15 protein-coding genes are annotated in these 20,686 nt (G+C 66.7%); 11 read left to right on the forward strand and 4 right to left on the reverse strand.

Features of this window, described 5'->3' with window-relative positions:
- Positions 1–14 precede the first annotated feature (14 nt).
- Together ASC94_RS06570 and ASC94_RS06575 are read right to left on the reverse strand one after the other, a co-directional pair.
- A complete protein-coding gene (locus tag ASC94_RS06570) occupies positions 15–1,685 on the reverse strand; it encodes a DUF5597 domain-containing protein (protein ID WP_056392527.1) in 1,671 nt (556 codons plus the stop codon).
- A 13-nt stretch (positions 1,686–1,698) separates the two neighbouring features.
- On the reverse strand, positions 1,699–4,791 hold the full coding sequence (locus ASC94_RS06575) for a TonB-dependent receptor (protein WP_056392528.1): 3,093 nt from the start codon (positions 4,789–4,791) through the stop codon (positions 1,699–1,701).
- A 343-nt stretch (positions 4,792–5,134) separates the two neighbouring features.
- Here ASC94_RS06575 and ASC94_RS06580 point away from each other — a divergent pair, with 343 nt between their 5' ends.
- The 4 genes from ASC94_RS06580 to ASC94_RS06595 are packed head-to-tail and all read left to right on the forward strand — an operon-like array spanning position 5,135 to position 9,686.
- Positions 5,135–6,403, forward strand: a complete 1,269-nt coding sequence (locus ASC94_RS06580) for an efflux RND transporter periplasmic adaptor subunit (protein WP_056392529.1) — start codon at positions 5,135–5,137, stop codon at positions 6,401–6,403.
- Positions 6,404–6,421: 18 nt separating this feature from the next.
- Positions 6,422–7,117: an ABC transporter ATP-binding protein gene (locus ASC94_RS06585; protein ID WP_056392531.1), complete on the forward strand. Its 696-nt coding sequence runs from the start codon at positions 6,422–6,424 to the stop codon at positions 7,115–7,117.
- An 11-nt stretch (positions 7,118–7,128) separates the two neighbouring features.
- Positions 7,129–8,442 (forward strand): ABC transporter permease, encoded by a 1,314-nt coding sequence (locus ASC94_RS06590; RefSeq protein ID WP_056392534.1) that lies wholly within the window; start codon positions 7,129–7,131, stop codon positions 8,440–8,442.
- Positions 8,443–8,450: 8 nt separating this feature from the next.
- Positions 8,451–9,686: an ABC transporter permease gene (locus tag ASC94_RS06595; protein WP_056392541.1), complete on the forward strand. Its 1,236-nt coding sequence runs from the start codon at positions 8,451–8,453 to the stop codon at positions 9,684–9,686.
- A 17-nt stretch (positions 9,687–9,703) separates the two neighbouring features.
- Here ASC94_RS06595 and ASC94_RS06600 read toward each other — a convergent pair whose 3' ends face one another.
- Positions 9,704–10,408, reverse strand: coding sequence for an SDR family oxidoreductase (locus tag ASC94_RS06600; protein ID WP_056392543.1), 705 nt, complete (start codon positions 10,406–10,408; stop codon positions 9,704–9,706).
- 177 nt (positions 10,409–10,585) lie between these two features.
- Here ASC94_RS06600 and ASC94_RS06605 point away from each other — a divergent pair, with 177 nt between their 5' ends.
- From ASC94_RS06605 to ASC94_RS06630, 6 genes are all read left to right on the forward strand, one after another.
- Positions 10,586–11,185 (forward strand): TetR/AcrR family transcriptional regulator, encoded by a 600-nt coding sequence (locus tag ASC94_RS06605; protein WP_056392544.1) that lies wholly within the window; start codon positions 10,586–10,588, stop codon positions 11,183–11,185.
- A gap of 180 nt (positions 11,186–11,365) precedes the next feature.
- A complete protein-coding gene (locus ASC94_RS06610; RefSeq protein WP_056392546.1) occupies positions 11,366–12,727 on the forward strand; it encodes a sigma-54 dependent transcriptional regulator in 1,362 nt (453 codons plus the stop codon).
- Between the two features lie 49 nt (positions 12,728–12,776).
- Positions 12,777–14,132 (forward strand): PAS domain-containing sensor histidine kinase, encoded by a 1,356-nt coding sequence (locus tag ASC94_RS06615; RefSeq protein ID WP_056392548.1) that lies wholly within the window; start codon positions 12,777–12,779, stop codon positions 14,130–14,132.
- A gap of 119 nt (positions 14,133–14,251) precedes the next feature.
- Positions 14,252–14,785: an FxDxF family PEP-CTERM protein gene (locus ASC94_RS06620; RefSeq protein ID WP_056392550.1), complete on the forward strand. Its 534-nt coding sequence runs from the start codon at positions 14,252–14,254 to the stop codon at positions 14,783–14,785.
- Between the two features lie 102 nt (positions 14,786–14,887).
- Entirely contained in the window at positions 14,888–15,658 is a 771-nt protein-coding gene (locus tag ASC94_RS06625) for a spermidine synthase (RefSeq protein ID WP_056392551.1), read from the forward strand.
- Between the two features lie 205 nt (positions 15,659–15,863).
- Positions 15,864–18,317 carry a TonB-dependent siderophore receptor gene (locus ASC94_RS06630; RefSeq protein WP_056392553.1) on the forward strand — a complete coding sequence of 818 codons (2,454 nt, stop codon included), beginning with the start codon at positions 15,864–15,866 and terminating at the stop codon, positions 18,315–18,317.
- An 81-nt stretch (positions 18,318–18,398) separates the two neighbouring features.
- On the opposite strand, the gene ASC94_RS06635 is transcribed toward ASC94_RS06630, so the two are convergent.
- Positions 18,399–19,946 carry a PLP-dependent aminotransferase family protein gene (locus ASC94_RS06635; RefSeq protein ID WP_056392555.1) on the reverse strand — a complete coding sequence of 516 codons (1,548 nt, stop codon included), beginning with the start codon at positions 19,944–19,946 and terminating at the stop codon, positions 18,399–18,401.
- A 68-nt stretch (positions 19,947–20,014) separates the two neighbouring features.
- Here ASC94_RS06635 and ASC94_RS06640 point away from each other — a divergent pair, with 68 nt between their 5' ends.
- Positions 20,015–20,656 (forward strand): pyridoxamine 5'-phosphate oxidase family protein, encoded by a 642-nt coding sequence (locus ASC94_RS06640; protein WP_056392628.1) that lies wholly within the window; start codon positions 20,015–20,017, stop codon positions 20,654–20,656.
- Positions 20,657–20,686: the final 30 nt, after the last annotated feature.

The following is a 20,686-nucleotide window of genomic DNA, read 5'->3' on the forward strand; positions in this document are numbered from 1 at the left end:
AATTCAATCCCGTGTCAGCGGAATTTGTAGAGCTTGACCTTTTGCGCGGACCAGCGGTCGCCGTCGAGGCGGATGTGGCGGCCCTGGTGGGTCTGGTCGCCGTTCATCCAGCGCCCCTCCTGCCACACGCCGTCCTTGAACGTGCCTTCGGTGGCCTGCTCGATGCCGACCGTGGCGCCGGGAGCATCCGGCCCGCCCGGATCGCGGAAAGTCACCGTCATGCCCTTGCCCGCGACGACGAATTCGTCCTCGCCGGTCTGGATAACCAGCCCGCCGCGTCCTTCAAACTCCACGCTCTCGGTCTTGCCCCACTGGTTGGCCAGGCTCACTTCGAGCTGGTAGCCGCCCAGCGCCACTTTGGCCGGCGTGGGATCGACCACGCCGTCGTAGGACACATCGGCCTTGAAGCCGCGCATCACGCCCTTGCCCTGCGCCTGCATGATCAGCGGCGTCATCTGCCGGAGCAGCGCATAGGCGCCGCGCAGCGGATCGGTGGGCGCGCGTTCGATGTCCTCGATGCCGAACGGCGAGTAGCCGATGGCGTCCAGTTCGCCGATGGAGAAGAAGGCATTGGCGCCCAACTCAGGACGGCCGATACGGTTGCCCTCCGGGACGAACAGCGGATTGTCCGGCCGCTTGAACTGGCGCGCCCACTCGGCGAAGTTGGCAAAGTAGGTGTCGATGGCCAGGATGTCGACTGCCGGTGCGCCGGCTTTCCAGATGTCGAACAGGTGCGGCAGCGGGCCCGCGCTCGGATACTCGCCGGGCTTCTTGCCGGGCCGGTTCAGCGCCACGTTGACGAACATCGGCAAGCCGTAGGCGGCCTTGCCCGCCGCCGCGAGCGCGTTGGTGAAGGCGGCGTAGTACCAGGCCTGGAATACTTCCTGGGCTTCGATGCTGTCGCCGAACACTTCGCCCCAGCTGCCGGCGCCGCGGCTACCGTGGCTTTCCCACAACTTGCGCACCATCGGATGCAGGGTGGCGCGGTTGGCGGCCAGGTAGGCCGTCAGCTGCGCCGGCACCGGGCCGGCGTAGGCCGCGTTGGCCGGCGTGCTGTAGTCGCGCACGTCCGGCAGCATGCCGATTTCATTTTCAACCTGCACCATCAGCACGGTGCGCTGCGGGTCCGCCTGCTTCAGGTGCGCCATCATGGCGGCGAAGGCCGCCGCGTCGGCCTTCAGCGTGGCGGCGTTGAACGGAGACAGGATGTCCTGCGCCTCGCCGGCGCGGTTGCGCGCGCGCGGGAAGCGCTGCTGGTCGCGCTTGACGAAGGCCGGCATATAGGTGGACATGGAGTTCTTCCATGCGCCGAACCACAGCAGGATCAAGCGGCTGTTGCTGGCGCGCGCCTGCTTCAGCATGCCATCGAGCACGGTGAAATCGAAGCGGCCTTCCTGCGGTTCCACCTGGTCCCATTGCACCGGGGCCAGCACCGTGTTGACGCCCGCGTCCTGCAGCGGCTTCCACAGCTTTTGAAGCGAAGGGAGATGGGAGGCGGAGGAGTTGTGCAGCTCGCCGCCGAGCACGAGGAAGGGTTGGTTGTCGACGATGAGCTGCATCGCCGTGCCCTGCTTGCGCAACTGCGGCACGGGTGCATCGGCGGCTGCAGCCAGGGCGGGCGATGCGAGAAGCATCGCCGCCAGGCTTGCAGCGGGCCGCCATCGCTTGGGGAAGCGAAGGTTCATGCGGCCCTTCCGTTTAGAACTTCATGCGCAGGCCAAGAGCGAAGGTGCGGCCCGGATCGTACTGCGACATGGTGGCGTTCGGGAACTGGAAGTAGCCGCGGCGCTTGGCCTTGTTCAGGTTCACGATGTCGAAGGTCAGCGATGGCCAGCCTTCGCGGTCGAACACCTGGTCCAGCTCGATGGCCGACGAGAAGTCCCACTGCTTGTAGGTGTCGCCGAACAGCGCCGCTTGCGTGATGCCGCTCTGGTTGGCCGTGGCCACCTGGCTGCCCTGCGAGTAAGTGTGCATGAAGCGCGCCATGTAGCCGTGGTTCTCGTAGTACACGCTGAAGTTGTTGGTCTTCTTCGGCACGCCCAGCGCGATGAAGCCGCTGGAACCTTCGCCGCTGGCCTTCTGGTTGATCAGGGTCAGCGTCTCGTTGAAGCCGAAGCCCTTGATCGGCAGTACCTTGTCGAGCGGCTGCACCCAGCCCAGCTCCAGGCCGCGGATGCGCAGGATGCCGTCGGCGTTGCGCGGACGGGTCATCACCACCTGCGCCACGTCGGGGCCGCCGCGCGAATCGATCGCCTGCTGCTGCGTCGGGATCAGCGTGCCGTAGTTGATGCCGTACTGCGCCAGCGCGCTGAACGGCATGCTGATGTTTTCCTGCACCGTGAAGCCGTTGACGCGCTTCTGGAAGCCGGTCAGCGAAACGTAGCCTTCGCGGCCGGTGTACCAGTCCAGGCCCAGGTCGATGTTATCCGACAGGTAGGGCTTCAGCGCCGGGTTGCCCATGGTGCCGGTATCGGCCGACACGCCGGAGAAGTTGATGCCGGGGCGCAGCGCGTTCGGATCGACGCGGGTCATGCTGCGCGAGGCGGCGGCACGGAACACGATGTCCTTGCGCAGGTCGACAGCGATGGTGCCCGATGGCAGCGTGTTGTTGTAGTCCGTGTTCTGGTACACCCACGCGCTGATGTTCGGGTACTTGCTGCCATTGAGCGGCAGGTTGGCGTTGCGCGGGTCGGACTGCGAATTGAGCGCGCCCACTTGCTGGTTGGTGCGCACGTAACGCACGCCCAGGTTCCAGCGCGTGTCGAAGCCGGCCGGCGACAGCTCGCCGCTCGCTTCCATGTACACGGCCTTGGACTTCTCGCGGATGTAGCCGGCGCTGGCGCCGGTGGACGAGGCGCCTGAATCCGGTGCGGTGCTGTTGTAGTAGTCGTAGTTCGAATCCTTGCGGAAGCGGTCCCAGTCCAGCGCGAGCTTGCCGTACGGGCCGGACACCAGGTAGCCCGGCAGCGCGGCGTTGGTGATCAGCGAACCCTGGTAGGTCAGCGGCGCGGTCTGGCCGGCGGTATAGCCGGTGCCGTAGCCCGGGTACAGCGCGGCGGCACTGGCGCCCGGGGTGCTGGCGCCGTTGCACGGCGGCGCGCCGTTCGGGCCCTGCAGGAAGACGGTCGGGTTATTGCCGCAGACGGCGGCCTGCCAGGCAGCCGAGTTGTCCTGCGCGCGGATCTGGCGGTCGATGTCGTCCCAGGCGAAGCCGCCCTTGACGGTCAGCTTCTTGTCGCCCCATACCAGGTTGGTGTGGAAGCCCTTGGTTTCGGTCTCGCGCAGCTCGTTCTGGATGTTGACGCGGCCGCCCACCCACTGGTAGCTGGCAGGGTTGGCCAGGTCCAGGTTGGAGGTGATCGACGGTACGCCGCCGTTGTTGGCGTAGGTGATGGTGTTGCCGCTGTTGGGCGCGGTAATCGGCATCACCGTCGGCGCTTCGTGCGTGAAGCGGCTGCGGTTGTAGTTACCTGCCACGTCCAGCGCCAGCGTCGGCGTGATTTTCCACTCGGCGCCGGGGTTGATGCCCAGCAGGTCCACCTTGTCGTGGCGCGGACCGAACTCGATGAAGTTCAGCGCGTTGGCGTAGGTGCCGGAGGTGACCGTGCAGCCATTGGCGCAGTCGGTCTTGTCGACCTGCATATTCAGCGGGATGCCGGCATTGTTGCGCACCGCCCAGGTGTAGGCGTTGCGCTGCATGTCGTCGTCCTTCTTGCTGTACATGGTGTCGACATAGAAATGCAGCTTGTCGGTCGGGCGGTATTCGCCCGACAGCACGGCGGAGATCTTGTCCTTGGTGCCGTAGTATTCCATGGTGCGGCCCAGGCGCGGGATGATGGCGTTGTCGATCTGCTGGATCGTCAGGCCCGGGTTGTGGGCCAGCAGGAAGGCCTGGTCGATGACCGTGCCCGCCGCCAGGCCGTTGCCGGCGTTGGCCGGCACGGTGGCCGGGATGGTCCAGTTGCCGCCACCGGTGTTGTTGCGGGTGGGCGAGCTGCTTTGCGCGGCGGTCAGGTTGGGATTGGTCCAGCCCACGGTTTCAAAGCCGGTGGTGCGCGCTTCCTGGCGCGAGAACGAGATGCCGCCCAGGATGCCGTACTTGCCTTCCCAGGTATTGGACCAGATGGCCGTGCCGCGCGCGCCGGCCTTGTCGGCGATCTGCTGCTTGGTGCCGGTCAGGCTGATGGAGGTCTGGCGGCCTTCCTTGTCGAAGGGACGCGCGCTGCGCAGGTTGACCACGCCGGCGGCGCCGCCTTCGATCTGGCCTGCGGTCGGGCTCTTGCTGACGGTGAGCTTGGTGAACAGGTCGGTCGGCAGCAGGTCGAGGTCGACCTCGCGGTTGGTGTTGGCGCCGTCGATCGGGCCGGACGAGGCCACGGCCACCGGCGAATTGTTCAACAGGATCTTGGTGAACGAGGAACCCAGGCCGCGGATCTGGATGGTCATGCCCTCGCCCGTCACGTCGCGGCTCACGCCCACACCCGGCACGCGGGCCAGCGATTCGGCGATGTTCTTGTCCGGGAATTTGCCGAGGTCTTCGGCGTTGATGGAATCCTGGAAGCCGACGGATTCCTTTTTATCCTTGGCGGAAGAGATCAAGCTGTTGCGGAAACCCGTCACTTTCACGGTTTGCAGCCCTGCGCCGCTGTCCTGTACCGCCTCGGGGGCAGGCGCCGGCGCCGTGGCCGCCTCCTGTGCATAGGCTTGCGCGATAACGCCGGCCATAACCGTCAGACCCAATACCACCTGCTTGCGCGCCTGGGCGGCGTGCCTTCCGTGCTGCTTGATCATCTTCGTCTCCTGGTGTTTTTTGATGCTGCTTTTATCAGTGTAGGAGCGTTTCGGCGGGCTTGTCAACATTTTCTAACATCGAATGTTATACGCAACCATTTGCCGCACGGGGCTTGGATACAGTGCGTTACAGCGTCAACAAAAAGGCAACATGGCGGCAGGAAAATAGAGCATGTTTGACGCAATCATTTTCCCGTGGACAGGCTGTCCGGGGCGGACAGGCACGGACAGCCGGACAGCGGACATGGCTGATCCTCCCCTTTGGAATCAAGGACTTAGCCGCGGAGCGGCATTGGCATGGTTTCTGCATTAACGTGCTTACATTTTTCACAAGCACACCACCATGATCCGAGACACTTCCCATCAAGACACCGTCATCGCGGCGCCGCGCGGCCAGCAACTGAAGCGCAAGCTGATCGCGCTGGCGGTGGCCGTGGCCGTGGTGGCCGGCGGCGCCGTCCTGTACGGCAACTGGAGCGGCAGCAGCCATTCGGTGAGCGCGGCGCGGCTGCGGGTGGCCGACGTGACGCGCGGCACGCTGATACGCGACGCCGCCGTCAATGGCCGCATCGTGGCCGCCGTCAGCCCTACCCTGTATTCCACCTCGCCTTCCACCGTCACGCTGAAGACCCACGCCGGCGCCACCGTGAAAAAAGGCGACGTGCTGGCCATTCTTGAATCGCCCGACCTGGCCGATGAACTGAAACGCGAACAGGCGACCTACCAGGAGCTGGCGGCCGAGGTGGCACGCCAGCAGATCCTGGCGCGCAAGCAGAAGATGCTGGCCAAGCGCGACGCCGACACCGCCGAGATCGACCGCCTGTCCGCGCAGCGCACACTGGAGCGCTACGACAGCGTGTCCAACGAGGGCGTGGTGGCCAAGATCGACTACCAGAAGGCCAAGGACGCGCTGCAGGCGGCCGAGATCCGCGCGCGCCACGCGGCGCAGGCGGCGGACCTGGAGAACGACAACGTGACCCTGGAACTGAAGACCAAGTCGGCCCAGCTGGAGCGCCAGAAGCTGAACCTGGCCAACGCCCAGCGCAAGGTGGACGAACTGACCGTGCGCGCGCCGGTGGACGGCTTCATCGGCACGCTGTCGGTGCCAAACCGCAGCGTGGTGCCGGCCAACGCGCCGCTGATGACGCTGGTGGACCTGTCCGCGCTGGAAGTGGAAGTGGAAGTGCCGGAGACCTATGTGGCCGACCTGGGCCTCGGCATGAGCGCCGAAATCCAGGTCGGCGGCAGCACCGCCATGGGCAAGCTGTCCGCGCTATCGCCCGAGGTGGTGAAGAACCAGGTGCTGGCGCGCGTGCGCTTCGACGGCAAGCAGCCGGACGGCTTGCGCCAGAGCCAGCGCGTCAGCGCGCGCTTGCTGATCGACGAAAAACCGAATGTGCTGATGCTGCCGCGCGGCTCCTTCGTGGAGTCCGAGGGCGGCCGCTACGCCTACGTGCTGCGCGACGGCGTGGCCGTGCGCACCCCGATCAAGCTGGGCGCCACCAGCGTGAACGCGGTGGAAATTCTCAGCGGCTTGAAACAGGGCGACAAGGTGGTGGTCGCCGGCACCGAAACCTTCGAGAACGCGGACCGCGTCTCGGTCAATCAATAATTATCTAAAGAGGCCATCATGCTGCGCATGCAAAACCTGAGCAAAGTCTACCGCACCCACATGATCGAAACCCACGCGCTGCGCGGCTTCGAGATCAACGTCAAGCAGGGCGAATTCGTCACCGTGACCGGCCCGTCCGGGTCCGGCAAGACCAGCTTCCTGAACATTGCCGGCCTGCTGGAGGAGTTCACCGACGGCGAATATATCCTCGACGGCACCAACGTGAAAGGCCTGGACGACAATGCCCGCTCGCGCCTGCGCAACGAGAAACTGGGCTTCATCTTCCAGGGCTTCAACCTGATCCCCGACCTGTCCCTGTTCGACAACGTGGACGTGCCGCTGCGCTACCGCGGCTTCAACGCGGCCGAGCGCAAGGAACGCATCGAGGACGCGCTGTCCAAGGTCGGCCTGGCTTCGCGCATGCGCCACTACCCGGCCGAGCTGTCCGGCGGCCAGCAGCAGCGGGTGGCGATCGCGCGCGCGCTGGCCGGCTCGCCCAAGCTGCTGCTGGCCGACGAACCGACCGGCAACCTGGACACGGCGATGGCGCGCGGCGTGATGGAACTGCTGGAGGAAATCAACGCGCAGGGCACCACCATCCTGATGGTGACGCACGATCCGGAATTGGCGGTGCGCTCGCAGCGCAACGTGCACATCATCGACGGCCAGGTGTCGGACCTGGTGCGCAAGGCGCCCACGCTGGTGCAGGCATAAGGGGCGGCGTCATGTTCTCCTACTACTTCCTGCTCGGCGTGCGCAGCCTGCGGCGCAACCCGGCTTTGACCGCGCTGATGGTGCTCACGCTGGCCGTGGGCGTGGCCGCCAGCATCGCCACGCTGACCATCTTGCACGTCATGTCCGGCGACCCGATTCCGTCCAAGAGCGAGCGCCTGTTCGTGCCGCTGCTGGACAACGGCCCGCTGCAAGGCTACACCCCCGGTGACAAGCCGAACGACCGCCAGCTGTCGTATATCGACGCGGCCAATATCGCCGCCAGCAAGCAGGGCGACCGCCGCACCGTGATGTACGGCGTGGCCGGCCCCATCGAGCCGGCGCGCAAGGACCTGAATGTGTTCAACGTGAGCGGCCTGGCGCCGACGCGCGACTTCTTCGCCATGTTCGAGGTGCCCTTCCTGTACGGCCAGGCCTGGAGCGAAGCGCACGACGCGGCCGGCGCAGACGTGGTGGTACTGAGCCGCAAGCTGTCCGAGAAGCTGTACGGCGACGCCGATCCGGTGGGCCAGCGCGTGACGCTGATGGGCTTCGACTACCAGATCACCGGCGTGTATGACACCTGGGAACCGGTGCCGCGCTACGTGCGCATCATCGGCGGGCCGGGCGCCTTCGGCAGCGAGGACGAATTCTACATTCCCTTCGCCGCCGCCATCCGCCACCAGTACGGCCATAACGGCAGCATGAGCTGCAGCGCCTACCGCGACCCCGGCTTCGACGCGCTGCTCAAGTCCGAATGCACGTGGATTCAGGGCTGGATCGAGATGCACTCGGCAGCCGACCGCCCGGCCCTGCAGAACTGGCTGGACGCCTACGCCGCCGAACAGCACAAGCTGGGCCGCCTGAAGCGCAACGCGCCCACCCGTTTGTACAACGTGGGCGAGTGGCTGGAGTACCTGAAGGTGGTGGGCAACGACAACAAGCTGTCGGCCTGGCTGGCCTTCGGCTTCCTGGTGCTGTGCCTGGTGAACACCATCGGCCTGCTGCTGGCCAAGTTCTCGGTGCGCGCGCCGGAAGTGGGCATCCGGCGCGCGCTGGGCGCCTCGCGCAAGGAGATCTTCAGCCAGTTCCTGATCGAGACCACGGTGGTCGGCCTGGCGGGGGGGGTGCTGGGCCTGGCGCTGGCCTTCGGCGCACTGGCCTTGCTGGCCATGCAGTCCAAGCAGCTCACCGTAGTGGCGCACATGGACTGGGTCATGATGGGCACCACCTTCCTGATGGCGGTGGCTTCCGCCGTGCTGGCCGGCCTGCTGCCGACCTGGCGCGCCTGCCAGGTGACGCCGGCCCTGCAACTTAAATCCCAGTGAGGAGCGTCATGGAAATCCGTCCCATCTTCTCCGCGCTGATGCGCAACAAGACCGGCCCCATCCTGGTGGCGGTGCAGGTGGCGCTCAGCCTGGCCATCCTGGCCAACGCGCTGCACATCGTGAACATCCGCCAGGCGGTGGCCGCGCGCCCCACCGGCGTGGTGGCCGAGAACGACATCTTCCACCTGCAGGCGCGCAGCCTGCGGGAAAGCGGCCACGAGGAGCAGCTGGCTACCATCAAGGCGCAGCTGGCCACGCTGCGCGCGGTGCCGGGCGTGCTGTCGGTGGCCGAAGTGAGCCAGGTGCCGCTGTCGCGCTCGGGCAGCTACAACAGCTTCGTGGCAAGCCAGAAGCAGGACAAGGAAACGGCCAACACCGCCTACTACATCTCGGCCGATTCGCTGGTGAAGACCTGGGGCCTGAAACTGATCGAAGGGCGCGATTTCACCGCGGCCGACGTGCTGGAGATCGACCGCAACACCAGCAAGGAAGAGCCCAGCCTGATCATCATCACCAAGGCCCTGGGCCAGAAGGCCTGGCCGGACGCCACCAGCTACGTGGGCAAGACCTTCTACATGGGCATCGGCCCGGAAGGCCGGCCGGTGCGCGTGGTGGGCGTGGTGGAGCGCCTGCAATCGCCGGGCGCGCAGGTGGACGTCACCGGTGAAATCAGCACCATCGTGCCGGTACGCGTCACCGGCGACAACTACTCCATGTACACCGTGCGCGCCGAGCCGGGACAGCGCGACCGCGTGATGAAGGAAGCCGAGGAAGCCATCCGCAAGGCCAGCAACAACCAGGTGGTGGTCAAGACCAAGACCCTGGAAGACGACCGCAAGGACCGCTACCGTGCGGACGTCGGCCTGTCGTGGATGCTGATCACGGTGAGCGCCCTGCTGCTGCTGATCACCGCTAGCGGCATCGTCGGCATGGCCAGCCTGTGGGTGACCCAGCGCCGCAAGCAGATCGGCGTGCGGCGCGCGCTGGGGGCGCGGCGGGTGGACATCCTGCGCTACTTCATCACGGAGAACATCCTCATCACCAGCGTGGGCGTGACGGCCGGCGTGCTGCTGGCGCTGGGCCTGAACCAGCTACTGGTGAGCAAGCTGGAAATGGCGCGCCTGCCGGCCGGCTACATGCTGGCGGGCGCCGCCGTGTTCTGGGCGCTGGGCATCATCGCCGTGTATGGCCCGGCCTGGCGTGCCGCGTCCATCTCGCCGGCCATGGCCACGCGCAGCGCATAGGACGCCGTACGCCGGAACTATACCCCGGCCAGGTAAGGCGCGCGCTCGGCCGACAAGCCGGCCTTGATGGCGCGCGTTCCCTGGTCGGCCAGCACTTCCTGCTTGCCCTGCTCCACCCCGTCCAGCGACTGGATGGCCACTTCCGAGGGCTGCACTTTCGGCACGTCGAAGCCCTGCGTCAGGTCGGTATCGATGAAGCCGACGTGCAGGCCCTGCACGCTGGTGCCCTGGCCTTCCAGTTCGCGCCGCAGCGAATTGGTGAAGCTCCACGCGGCCGCCTTGGATGCCGAGTAGGCCGACAGCAAGGGGCTGGCAATCCAGGCTGCGTCCGACAGCACGTTGACGATGGCGCCGCCGCCGTTCGCTTTCAGCACCGGCGCGAACGCCAGGCTCACGTGCATCACGCCGTAGTAGTTGGTCTCGAAGATGTCGCGCGCCATGTCCACCAGCCCCGGCTCCAGCATCGACGGCAGCACGCGGGCAATGCCGGCGTTGTTGACCACCAGCGTCACGTCGCCCGCCTGCGCCACCGCCGCGGCCACCGAGGCTGGGTCGCTCACATCGAGGCGGATCGCGGTCACGCCGGGAATATCGACACCGTCGGGATTGCGCACGCCGGCATACACCTTGGCTGCGCCGCGCGCCACCAGCTCCCTGGCGAAGGCCAGGCCGAGGCCACGGTTTGCACCGGTAACGAATGCGACGGAATTTTTGATGTTCATGATGTGAGCTCCAGGAGTTTTAAGATTGCGACCGCAATCAATGAATTAATAATAGTGGTCGCAATTATTAAAGTCAAGAACAGTTTTGCGTTTGCGATTCGGTTAATGGGCGGCGGCGTGCGCTTTAATTGTGATCACAACCAAAATATGGGAGAATGGGCGCGAAGGAGCACCATCATGAAAATCTCGAAAGAAAAAGCTGAAGAAAACCGCGCCGCGCTGGTGGAGGCGGCCAGCCGCCTGTTTCGCCAGAAAGGGATAGACGGGGTGGGCGTCGCCGAGATCAGCCGCGCGGCCGGCCTGACCCACGGCGCGCTGTACGCGCACTTCCCCTCCAAGGAGGCGCTGGCGGCCGAAGCGCTGGCATGGAGCCTGGAGCAAAGCAACGCCAAGCTGCTGACCGGCACCGTCGACGGCCAGCCGGACCTGGACAAATTCCTCGCCGACTACCTCACCGTCAGCGAAGGCGAAGACTACGCCGAGCACTGCGCCATGGCCGCCGCCGCCAGCGAGATCGGCCGCCAGGACACGCCGGCCAGCGCCGCCTTCAGCGAAGGCTACATGGTGCTGGTGCGCGCGTTCGAGCGCCGCATCGCCGCCGCCCATCCGGGCGCGGAGGCCGACGCCCTCGGCAGCGCCATGGGCGTGGTGGCTGCCATGGTGGGCGCCCTGTCGATCGCACGCGCCACCCTGAAGGCCAGGCCGGAACTGTCGGCCCAGGTACTGCAAGGCGCGCGCCGGATGATCGCCGCTGCGCTGCAGGGCGCGAAAGGCTAGAACGATCCGGGGCGCAGCTGCCGCTACCGGGGCCGCGGCGGGCGACCCGCCCGGCTCCGGCCAGGGCCTGGATCCGGGCCTGGCGATTGTGCGGCAGGCGGCCGCCAGGGCATGCGGCGCGGTGCGGCCAAGGGGCGAGGCAACGGTTTCAAGCGCCTTGAATTGCGGTATGCTGGCGGGATGCCTACTGTACTGATAATCGACGATAACGCCGCCATTGCCGTCGCGCTCGACGTGCTGTTTTCACTGCACGACATCGACGCGCTGCGGGCCGCCTCGCCCGAGGAGGGCCTGGCCCTGCTGGAGCAGCGCAGCGCCAGCATTGACCTGGTGATCCAGGACATGAATTTCACGGCCGACACCACGTCCGGCGAGGAAGGCGTGGCACTGTTCCGCGCCATCCGCGCGCGCCACCCGGACCTGCCCGTGATCCTGCTCACCGCCTGGACCCACCTGGACGCGGCCGTGGACCTGATCAAGGCCGGCGCCGCCGACTACCTGGCCAAGCCCTGGGACGACAACCGCCTGATCGCCACCGTCACCAACCTGATCGAGCTGGGCCAGGCCAACCGCGCCCTGTCGCAGCGCATGCAGAGCGAACTGCGCCAGCGGCGCGACCTGGAGAAGCACGCGCTGCGCGGCATGGTGTGGCAGGACCCGGCCACGGAACGCGTGATCCACCTGGCCTGCCAGGTCGCCAAGTCCGACGTGCCGGTGCTGATCAGCGGCCCGAACGGCACCGGCAAGGAGCGCATCGCGGAAATCATCCAGGCCAATTCAGCCGTGCGCGACGGGCCCTTCGTGGTGCTCAACTGCGGCGCACTGCCCGCCGAACTGATCGAGGCCGAGCTGTTCGGCGCCGACGCCGGCGCCTACACCGGCGCCTCCAAGGCGCGCGAGGGCAAGTTCGAGGCGGCCGACGGCGGCACCCTGTTCCTGGACGAGATCGGCAACCTGCCGCTGGCCGGGCAGATGAAGCTGCTGCGCGTGCTGGAAACCGGGCGCTTCGAGCGGCTGGGCTCGAACCGCGAGCGGCAGGTGCGGGTGCGCGTCATCAGCGCCACCAATGCCGACCTGCAAGCCATGATACGGGCCGGCAGTTTCCGCGAAGACTTGTTCTACCGCCTCAACGTGATCGAGCTGCACCTGCCGCCGCTGGCGGCGCGGCCGGCCGACATCCTGCCGCTGGCCCAGCATTTCCTGGACGGCCGCAAGACGCTGGACGCGCGCGCCCAGGCGGCGCTGCAGGCCCACCCCTGGCCGGGCAATGTGCGCGAGCTGAAGAACGTGATGCAACGTGCCTGCCTGCTGGCCGGCGGCGAGGTCATCACGGCGGCCGACCTGGGATTGCCGGCCGCGGCGCTGGCGCCGGCCGCGCTAGCCTCGGCCGCTGCTGCCGCCGACGCCGAGCCGGACCGCGACGCCATCGCGCAGGCGCTGCGGCGCGCGCACGGCGTGGTGGCGCAGGCCGCCGCCGAGCTGGGCCTGTCACGCCAGGCGCTGTACCGCCGCATGGAGCGGCTCGGCATCGCCCGCGCATGACGCGCGCCACCGCGCCAGCGCCCGGCCAGGCCCGCGCGAAGGCGGCGCCATGAGCGGCCGGCGCCCGGGCAGGCACCCGAAAGGCATGCGCCTTTCGCTGCTGACGCGCTGGTCGGCGCTGGTGGGCACCCTGCTCACCGTGGGCATCCTGATCGCGCTGGCGCTCACGCGCCTGCTGCCCGACCAGCCCACGCTGGTGGTCGGCATCTGCCTGCTGGCGGTGATCCCGATCGCCGTCATCACCATCCGCGCGCAGCTGGAACACCTGCTGTCGCTGTTCCGCGCCCTCACCGGCACCGTCACCAGCTACAAGGACGGCGACTTTTCCTTCAGCCTGCACTGGCCGCAGAACGACGAGCTGAGCGACCTGGTGGCTGCGCACAACGAACTGGGCCAGGTGCTGCGCGAACAGCGCCTGGGCCTGGTGCAGCGCGAGCTGCTGCTCGACACCATGGTGCAGAACACGCCCGTGGCCATGCTGCTGGTAAGCGACAGCGGCCCCATCGTCTACGCCAACATCGCCGCGCGGCAGCTGCTGCACCAGGGCCGCCGCCTGGAAGGCCACCGCCTGGGCGCCATCCTGGAACACGCTACGCCAGCCCTCGTGGACGCCATGGCGCGCGGCGGCGACGGCCTGTTTACCACCGGCGAAGGCGAGGACGAGGAGGTCTACCACCTGGCGCGGCGCAGCTTCAGCCTGAACGGCCGCAAGCACGAACTGCTGCTGCTGCGCCAGCTGACGCTGGAACTGCGGCGCCAGGAAGTGCAGACCTGGAAGAAGGTGATCCGCGTTATCAGCCACGAGCTGAACAATTCGCTGGCGCCGCTGACCTCGCTGGCCCATTCGGGTGCCGAGCTGGTGCGGCGCGGCCAGACCGAGCGCCTGCCCCACATCCTGGCCACCATCGAAGAGCGCACGCGCCACCTGGAAAGCTTCATCCTCGGCTACGCCCGCTTCGCCAAGCTGCCCACGCCGCGCCTGGAGCAGCACCAGTGGCCAGCCTTTATCGCCGGGCTCAGGGATCAGGTGGATTTCACCCTGGCCGGCGAGCTGCCTCAGGAAAGCGCCTGCTTCGACGGCGCGCAGATGGAGCAGGCGCTGCTGAACCTGCTCAAGAACGCCCACGAGTCGGGCTCGCCGGCCGGCGGCGTTTGCCTCGCCGTGCGCCGCGTGCAGGACTTGGTGCGCATCGAAGTGCAGGACCGCGGCCCCGGCATGAGCGACGCGGTGCTGGCCAACGCGCTGGTGCCCTTCTATTCCACCAAGCGCAGCGGCACCGGCCTGGGCCTGGCGCTGGCGCGCGAAATCGCCGAAGCCCACGGCGGGCGCATCACCCTGGCCAACCGAGACGGCGGCGGCCTGGCGGTGACCCTGATCCTGCCGCTGCAAGCGAGCTGTGCTTGATTTGCCTCAGCTATATTCTTTGATTTTTCATTAACAATAATAATTGGATAAGATTGCTATTTCGGCTAATTTGTACTCAGCTGCTGCGCTGTCGCGGCTGACTATCACGGAGACCCGAAATGAAACTGCCCACCTACCTGGCCGCCGCCGCGCTGGCCGCCGCCTGCGGCCACGCCGCCGCTGAAAACGTCAACGCCAGCTTCCTGCTGAACGGCTCGCCGCCGCTGCAGACCGGCGCCTATTCGGTCACGCACATGCAGTCCGGCGCCTTCACCGACACCATCACCTTCGCGCCCAACGTGGGCCTGTCCTTCGTGGACGCCAGCCTGATCACCATCGGCCTGGACGCCACCAATATCGACCTGACCAGCGTGATGCTGGGCTTCGAGCCGATGACCGTCACCAGCAGCAGCGGCGGGCTGGTGGAAATGGCGGCGGTCTACCATGCGGACGCGATGGGCATCCTGCAAATCACGGTGAACGGCTGGGCCGGCCCGACCGGCGGCGCCAGCGGCCTGCCGGTCAACGCGGTGTACGCCGGCACGCTGAACGTGGCGGCCGTGCCCGAACCTGCCAGCTACGGCATGCTGCTGGGCGGACTGGGCGTGCTGGGCTGGCTGGCGCGGCGCCGTTCGGCCGGCGAGGCGGCCTGAGCGCAACCCGCTACGGCCGCGCTGAGGGAGCGCTGAGGGACCGCTGTGGGACCGCTATGCCCGCACTGCGCCGCCCGGCGCGGCGGCTGGTAAACTAGATGGATGAAATCGCTTCCCACGTCCGCCCGCTACGACCAGCCCGGCCACCCGCCGGCCACCATCACCGAATTCCAGGGCGTGCGCTCGCTGCACCTGGGCACCTCCTGGGTGCAGGGCGCCATGCGCATTGCCAAGCCCGACGCCATCGAGCTGGAATACGTACAGATGATGATGATGTGGATGCTGTTCCACGACCAGCCTCGCCACATCGTGCAGCTGGGCCTGGGCAGCGCCGCATTGACCAAGTTCTGCTACCACCGCTTCCCGGACGCCATGGTAACCGCCGTGGAACTCAACCCGAACGTGATCGCCATCTGCCGGGCGCTGTTCGGCCTGCCCGACAACGACGGCCGCCTGAACGTGATGGAAATGAATGCGCTGGATTTCGTCATGGACCCGGCCAACCACGGCAGCGTCGACATCCTGCAGGTGGACCTGTACGACGAAGAGGCGCGCGGTCCGGTGCTTGACACGCCGGAGTTCTACCAGGCCTGCTTCGATTGCCTGGCCGAGGACGGCATCATGACCACCAATGTGTTCGGGGAGTTCAGCAACTACGACAAGAACCTGCAAGCGATGGAACTGGTGTTCGACGCGGTGGTATGGCTGCCCGAGGTGCACGACGCCAACATCGTCGTGATCGCCTTCAAGAACTCGCCGCAGATCGACTTCAGCGTGCTGTACGAGCGCGCCGGGGCCATCAAGAACCGGCTCAACCTGCGCGCCAAGGCGTGGGTGGACGGGCTGAAAGGCTGGATGCTCGATCAGCAATAAAATGGCAGAAAACCCGCGCAAGGGGTAACCTTACGATATTTCTCCGTAGAAATCACGCAAAAGAATAAAGATTATTCGTTTTTACAACACCTGCACCAAAAGAATGCATTAACTCTTGGACCACTCAATCGTGCGCGTTAGTATTTTCGCACCGCCGGGGCTACCCGCCTACCGCGCCACTATAACGAGAGAGAATGGACCTTACATGAAGATTGCAGCACGCCAGGCTTCGCCTATCCGCTTCAAACGCACCCTCCTCGCCAGCGCCGTCCTGCTGGCAGCCTCCCAAGCCTACGCGCAGACTGCCGCCGCCCCCGCCGGCGAAGAGCAGACCGTGGTCGTGCTGGGGTCGCGTTCGACCGCCAAGACCGCGCTGGACACCTCGTCGCCGGTCGGCCTGATCAACATGAAGGACATGCAGTCGGCCGGTCCGCTGGAGCTGGGCAAGCTGCTGCAGACGCTGGACCCGTCATTCAACTTCTCCACCACCTTCATCAGCGACGGTACGGACATTATTCGTCCGGCCACCCTGCGCTCGCTCGGCCCTGACCAGCTGCTGGTGCTCGTCAACGGCAAGCGCCGCCACCAGCAGGCGCTGGTGAACGTGCAGCAGACCATCGGACGCGGCTCGGCCGGCACCGACATCAACGCCATTCCGCTGTCGGCCATCCACCACATCGAAGTGCTGCGCGACGGCGCCGCCGCCCAATACGGCTCGGACGCCATCGCCGGCGTGATCAACATCGTGCTGAAGTCCAACGTGAACGAAACCGCCGTGAGCGGCCAGATCGGCACCACCAAGGAAGGCGACGGCGACATGATGTCCGGCAGCGTGAACCGCGGCTGGGCGCTGGGCGAGAACGGCGGCTTCATCAACCTGTCGCTGGAAGCGCGCAAGCGCGAGGAAACCAACCGCGCCGGCGTCGATTCGCTGCGCGTGAGCCCGCCGCGCGTGACCCAGCGCATCGGCGACAGCGATGCCAAGGACGCCTACCTGTGGTGGAACGCGGCCCTGCCGATCGACAAGGCCAGCGAGTTCTACGCCTTCGGCGGCTTCTCCAAGCGCAAGGGCGATTCGTCCGGCTTCTACCGCTCCAAGGGCGACGGCCGCAACGTGCCTTCCGTGTACCCGGAAGGCTTCCTGCCGAACATCCGCACCACCGTGAAGGACGGCTCGTTCGCCTTCGGCTACCGCCGCGACCTGGCCAGCGACTGGAAGGCCGACGTCAGCATCAACCACGGCATGAGCGAGCTGGACTTCCACGAGAAGCAGACCATCAACATCTCCTACTGGTACGAGCCAAAACCGGGCGGCCGTCCGGGCGAGATCTACGGCGAGTCGCCGTTCGAAGCCGACACCGGCAAGCTGAAATTCAACCAGACCACCTTCAACGCCGACGTCAAGGGCCCGGTCAAGCTGGGCGGCGCAGAAATCTTCGTGGCAACCGGCTTCGAGTACCGCCAGGACAACTACCAGATCGTCGCGGGCGATCCGGTGTCCTACCAGTACGGCCGCACCAACAACCCGGCCATCACCATCAAGGACCAGAACGGCGGCGTCGCGGCATCGGGCACCCAGGGCTTCCCGGGCTACACGCCGGCTACCGCCGTGGATGAGGGCCGCCACAACATCGCGCTGTTCCTGGACACCGAATACCGTCCGTTCAAGGAACTGCTGCTGGCCGGCGCGGTGCGCTACGAGAAGTACTCGGACTTCGGCAGCACCACTACCGGCAAGTTCAGCGCACGCTGGGATCCCACCAAGGAATTCGGCCTGCGCGGCAGCGTGTCGTCCGGCTTCCGCGCGCCGGGTGTGCAGCAGAAGTTCTACAGCTCCGTGTCGACCAATTTGAACCAGGCCGGCCAGCTGACCGAAACCCTGACCGCCCGCGAAGGCAGCGCCGTCACCACCGCGCTGGGCATCAAGCCGCTGAAGGAAGAGACTTCGCGCAATGCCTCCATCGGCATGGTGCTGCGTCCGGCGAAGAACATGTCGCTGACGGCGGACGTGTACCAGATCAAGATCAAGGACCGCATCGTGTTCTCCAGCGAGATTTCGCCTGAAGCCGGCGGCGGCCCGATCGCCAACGTGCTCAACCCGCTGAAAGTAGGCCAGGCGCAGTTCTTCACCAACGCGGTGGACACCAAGACGCGCGGCCTGGACATCGTGGCCGATCACACCACGAAGTTCGATGCATCCACCCTGGTGCTGTCCGGCCAGCTGGGCTTCAACAAGACCGAAGTGACCAAGCGCCACTCGCCATCGAGCCTGCTGAGCGGCGAACAGCTGTTCAACCAGGCGCAGGTGACGCTGATCGAACGCGGCCAGCCGCGCAAGCACCACGTGGTGGCGGCCGACTACACCCTCGGCAAGTGGAACGTGAACACCCGCGCCAACTACTACGGCGAAGTACAGGGCGAAGGTTTCAGCCCGCTGCAGACCTGGGACGCGAAGTGGATCGTGGACGCGAGCGGCCGCTACAACTTCAGCAAGCGCACCAGCGTGTCGGTCGGCGTGAACAACCTGTTCGACACCTACCCGTCCGAGTGGACCAACGGCGGCGACTTCCCGAAACTGGGCTTCAAGTACTGCTGGGAGACCTGCCCGTTCGGCGTGAACGGCCGTTCCATGTACGTGAAGTTCGACACGGTGTTCTAAGCTCCGCAAGCCGCACTTGAACAGGCGGCATGTGTATCGCGGCGGGACCTTCCGCCGCACGCAACAGGTACACAGCCGCCTTCACCGCCGGGAGCGGCCAGCCGTGCGCAGCGCACCCGTTGCGCCAAGCACGGGCCGCGCCTCGTAGGCGGCCAGGTGGACCACCGCCGCCAGCCGCCGCACGAAACCATCCATCAGCTCCGCAGGAATCTGCGCATACCCCAGCATCAGGCCGTTCCAGGCCTGTCCGCGTTCGGCCGTGCCGTGCATGGCCAGCGTGTGCGCCACGATGCCTTCCTGCGCCAGGCGCGCGCTGATATCGGCGTCGTCCAGGGCTCCATCCGTGAAACGCAGCGCCAGGTGCATGCCGGCGGACGCGCCATGCACCTCGGCGATGGCGCCCAGGTGGCGCTGCAGCGATGCCGCCAGCACGTCGCGCCGCTGGCGGTACAGGCGGCGCATGCGGCGCAGGTGCAGCGCGAACTGGCCGCTGCGCAGGAATTCCGCCAGCGCCAGCTGCTCGGCCACGCGGCCGCGCGCGGTGGACTGCCGGCGCATGGCTGCCAGCGGCCCTGCCAGTCCCGGCGGCGCCACCAGGAAGCCAATGCGCAGCGCCGGGAACATAGTCTTGCTGAAAGTACCCAGGTAGAGCACCGGTGCGTCAGGCGCCAGGCCCTGCATGGCCGACAGGGGCGGGCCGTCATGGCGGAATTCGCTGTCGTAGTCGTCTTCGATAATCAGCGCGCCCGCTTCCCGCGCATGGGCGATCAGCGAGAGCCTGCGCTCCAGTGTCAGCACACCGCCCATCGGATACTGGTGCGAGGGCGTGGTGTAGACCAGGCGCGGCGGACGGCGGCGCCAGTCCTGCGCCGTGGGCGCAATGCCGTCTTCGTCCACGTCCACCCCCTCCACCTTCAAGCCGGCGCCGCGAAACGCAGCCAGCGCGCCCAGGTAGCCGGGGTGTTCGATCCAGACCGTGTCGCCATCGTCGGCGCAGGCCCGCGCACACAGATCCAGGCTGCTCTGGGTGCCGTCGGTGATGAACACCTGGCTGGCGTCGCACAGCACGCCGCGCGAGGCGCGCAGATAGTCGGCAATGGCGGCGCGCAGCGCCGGCTCGCCGGCCGGGTCGCCGTAGTTCAGCTGCGCCGGGTTCAGGCCGCGCCAGGCTTTGTCCAGCAGGCGGCGCCAGTGCGCAACGGGGAAAGCGTCCAGTGCGGGTACGCCCGGCACGAAAGCCCCCATCATGTGTGCCGGCCCAGCCACTTCCCGCAGGTTGCGCGCGCGCCGCGACAGGCCGGGCTGCTGCGCCCCGGCGGCCGGCTTGGCTTCCGCGCGCGGCTCAGCCGTCGCGCCGGTGGCAAGGGCGGCAACCGGCGCCACGCGCGTGCCGCTGCGGTCACTCACCGCATAGCCTTCGCACACCAGCTGCTCGTACGCGTACAGCACCGTGTTGCGCGCCATGCCCAGCTCCGCCGCCAGCGTGCGCGTGGCAACCAGGCGCGTGTCCGCAGCCAGCGTGCCGTCACGGATGGCGGCGCGCAGGCACTCGTGCAGCATGCGCTGGCGCGGCCAGCCTTGCTGCGCGTGGCGCTGCATGAAGGATGAAACAAGCAGGGCGTAATCCATCGTGGCTCCAAGATAATCAAGTCTTCTGGACCTTTTTTCAGGGCCAGATGTTGATTATATTGCAGGACATGCAAACACATACCTCTCCCCGCACCCGCGTACGCCGCATTCCGGCCAACGCCGCCTACGACACCGCCACCCTGTACGCCGTCATCGACGACGCCTACGTGTGCCACATCGCCTTCACCGACGAGCATGGCCCGCACTGCATCCCGACGGCTTGCTGGCGTGAAGGCGGCTATTTATACATCCACGGTTCCAACGGCAGCCGCATGCTCAAGCGCCTGGCCGACAGCCCATCCTGCGTCACCATCACGCACGTGGACGGCCTGGTGATGGCGCGCTCGGCCTTCAACCACTCGATGAACTACCGTTCGGCGATGGTGTACGGCCAGTTCGAAGTGGTGGAGGGCGACGCCAAGCGCAGCACGATGGAGGCGTTCATGGAGCAGCTGCTGCCCGGCCGCCAGGCGCACATACGCGGCGGCAGCGACAAGGAATACGCCGCCACCACGGTGATGCGCATTTCACTCGAAGAAGCCGCGTGCAAAGTGCGCTCAGGCGGACCGGAAGACGACGCCGAAGACATGGCCATCGACACCTGGACCGGCGTGCTGCCGCTGCAGCGCGTGCGCGCCGCGCCCATTCCCGCCGAGGGCGCAGGCGAAGCGCCCGCCTACGTCCAGCAGTGGCAGGACCGCGCGGAGTGAACTCGGCGTGGGCGCGGCGTGAGCGCGGCC

Source organism: Massilia sp. Root418, assembly GCF_001425265.1.
GTDB lineage: Bacteria > Pseudomonadota > Gammaproteobacteria > Burkholderiales > Burkholderiaceae_D > Rugamonas.